This window comes from Mycobacterium sp. (assembly GCF_049802695.1).
Taxonomy (GTDB): domain Bacteria; phylum Actinomycetota; class Actinomycetes; order Mycobacteriales; family Mycobacteriaceae; genus Mycobacterium.
The window spans coordinates 1-3,099 of record NZ_JBARMY010000270.1; the positions used below are offsets into that span (position 1 = coordinate 1).

General features: G+C 63.4%; 2 protein-coding genes and 1 pseudogene. All 3 read left to right on the forward strand.

What is annotated here, in order from left to right; all coding sequences use genetic code 11:
• A pseudogene (locus WA317_RS11025) lies at positions 1-348 on the forward strand (hypothetical protein); the annotation flags it as partial.
• A 145-nt stretch (positions 349-493) separates the two neighbouring features.
• Positions 494-1,708: a cytochrome P450 gene (locus WA317_RS11030; protein WP_425173062.1), complete on the forward strand. Its 1,215-nt coding sequence runs from the start codon at positions 494-496 to the stop codon at positions 1,706-1,708.
• Between the two features lie 759 nt (positions 1,709-2,467).
• Positions 2,468-3,099, forward strand: a 632-nt coding sequence (locus WA317_RS11035) for an MCE family protein (protein ID WP_425173063.1), incomplete at its 3' end; no start/stop codon positions are given.

Here is a 3,099-nt window from a genome sequence, read left to right on the forward strand (position 1 = left end):
CGCCGTGAAATCAAACGCGCGCGACTGTGGTTCGATGACCCCGACGAGGGCGAAGTCCTGATCGAGGTCGAGAAGAAATTCACCTTCCGGATGCGCGGCATCGGTTACTGGCACCCACACTGGGGTCACGGAAGCCTGCACGGTCCGCTTGAGACCGGGCGCGAGTCGATCCGGCTGGACGACTTCGATCCCACCGACTTCGCGTCAATCCATGTCCAAAACCTTGTTACCGCGACGATGGGTGACCGCCGCGGCGTCGGTGTCGTCGAGCAGATCGCCATCGGACCCCATCAGCCGAGCGGGTTGACCGGACTGCTGGACGGGCATCGGATTGAGAAACCGCGATAGCAACGACTATGGGCCCCGGTGATGGGTCTTCGAAGGACCGCATGTGCACGTCGAAAGGTGGTGGTTCCGTGGGTGATGCGACGAAGGCTGAGTCCCCCGTCCACGATGGCTCGATGAGGCCGTATCGGCTTCGTGGTGGGCGCAGATGACCACTCTGACGGCCTCGATGCTGCTGGACCCGATCGTTCTCGAAGATCCCTACGAGTTCTACGTGGCATTGCGGCAACACGCACCTGTCTGGAGAGTCCCTGACGCGAAAGTGGTTGCCATCAGCACGTTTTCGTTGCTGTCCGAGGCCGTGGCACGCCCTACCGACTTCTCCTCGGAGATGCCGTGCTTGCTGTACCGCGACCCCGACGGACTGCCGGCCCGGCTCGACTTCGCCGGGGCCGTCACCCCGACTCTGGCAGCTGCAGACCCTCCGCTACATACGATCCATCGGCGCGCCGTCTTCCCGGAACTGGTAGCACGCCGAATTCACACACTGGAACAGGACATCTGCGCGCTAGCGGCGACAACCGTCGAGCAGGCCCTGCGAGACGACGCGTTCGAGTTCATGGCTGTGATCGGCAACCTCGTGCCGATCACCGTAGTCGCCAAGCTGATCGGTTTCCGCGACGCTGACCCAGTGCAGCTGCTGGAAGCAGCGTTTGACTCGACTTCACTTGTCGGTGGCACGATGTCGCTGGACCAGCTCGACGCCCTAGTCGGCCGGACCGAGATCATTCAGGCCTGGATACGGAACCAGATTGCGGGCGCCGGCCGCGACGACGAGCCGGGGATCCTGTTGGCGGTGCGGTTGGCAGTCGATGCCGGCACATTGGGAATGGCTGAGGCCACCACCATCTTGCACACCTTGCTCAGCGCTGGCGGGGAGTCGACGACAAGCTTGCTCGGCAACGCGGTCCGTCTGCTCGCCGAGGACACTGACCTCCAGCAGTGGCTGCGGAAGCACCCCGGGGACGTCCAGGTGTTCGTGGAGGAGGCGCTGCGCGTTGAGTCGCCGTTCCGGCAGATGATGCGCTATGTGCCTCGCGATACGGCGCTGGGAGGTGTCGACATCGCCGCTGGTTCCACAGCGTTGTTGCTCTTCGGTGCGGGGAACCGCGATCCTGCCGAGTTCGATAAACCTGACGCAGTCGATCTCACGCGCGGGTCGCCTCGCCATCATCTGGCCTTCGGCCACGGGATCCATTACTGTGTCGGGGCCGCTCTCGCGCGGATGGAAGCCCGGATCGTCATCACTGCTTTGCTGGAACGAACCCGATCGTTCGCGCTTGACCCTGACCGCGCCCCACGATGGCTCGACAGCCTTCTGGTGCGACGCCACGAGCGGCTGCCCCTGCTGGTGAAGTGCTGAGCTCTTCCGTCATCCACTACTGGTGGCCGGCGGCGTGCACCAGGTGGGCTTCGTAGGGCAACGCCGGGGCGGCCGCCTTCAATCTCGACACGTTCGAGCGCCTCCTTAGCGGCGCGGAACCGGCGGGCGACGTCGTTGATACGTCGGCCTGCTTTGAAGTCTGATATCACCTCTAGTAGAGGAAGAGTCTCTAAATAAGAGACCAGCAATTCCGCACGCGATGCGGGCACATGCCTCCGTAGGAAGCGCGCGACCGCATTCTGGATATCAGCTGACTGGGCAGCGGCGTGACAGGTCTGAGCCCAAGGAGACCGGGGTCAGACGGTGTGGACCCCCTGCCGTGGCCCTATTTGCTCACGTTTGTGGCGCCAGACCCTGCGCAGCGGACTGCGGCTCGGTGCACCCGGCGTGGGGGGTCGTGTTGTCGCACTGGTTTGAGTCACGAGCAAAACAATCCGGTCGCCGCGGTGAGAGAAACTACACCCGGCCGAGAATGCGGAAACCGCTGCCTATCGCTGAGACAGCATTATGCTCTACTGTGCCTCACATTACGTTATCCAAATAAAAGACCGAGGAGCGCCATGCCACTCACCTCAAGCGCGATCTTGAAGATGGCTAGCACGCAGTGAGCGGATCACCAATCCACCAGCAGGGAGCGCGGATGCCGCTGCAACCCCCGGTCACGTCCACTGCATCTAGCGGACGCGTTGCTCAGGGCTCCCACGGAAACTCCAACCTGTCGGGGTAGGGGACCAGCCGATGCCACACAGGGGGAGACGCGCACTGGTGGGTTTGGCGACCGTCGTCGTCGCTGCCGCGATTGTGGCCGTGGCTGTGGGCTTGTTCCGGGGCAGTTTCACCGACGCCGTTCCAGTCACAATAGTGTCGCCGCGTGCCGGCCTGGTGATGAACCCCGACGCCAAAGTCAAGATGCGCGGCGTGCAGGTGGGTAAGGTCGCCTCGATCGAGTCGCGGCCGAATGGTCAAGCGGCCCTGCACCTCGCGCTGGATCCCTCCCAGATACGCCTCATTCCCGCCAATGTGCTCGTCGACATCACGTCGACAACGGTGTTCGGCGCCAAATCCGTCGAGCTGGTACCACCCGCCGATCCCTCGCCACAGCGATTGCAGGCCGGGCAGGTTCTCGACGGCAAACACGTCACCGTGGAAATCAACACGGTGTTCCAGGAACTGACCTCGGTGCTGTCCAAGGTCGATCCCGCCAAGCTCAACGAGACCCTCGGTGCCATCGCGTCGGCGGTCAACGGCCGTGGCCACAAGATCGGGCAGATGCTCAGCGACCTGGATTCGTTTCTGGCAATCCAGGATCGGAGTCTTCCGGCGCTGACCCACGATCTCGCGGTCTTCCCCGCGGTGGCCAACGCCTACGC

What these genes read in the sequence shown, in the direction of transcription:
- WA317_RS11030 (WP_425173062.1), top strand. Translation starts at nt 494, where the DNA reads ATGACCACTCTGACGGCCTCGATGCTGCTGGACCCGATCGTTCTCGAA.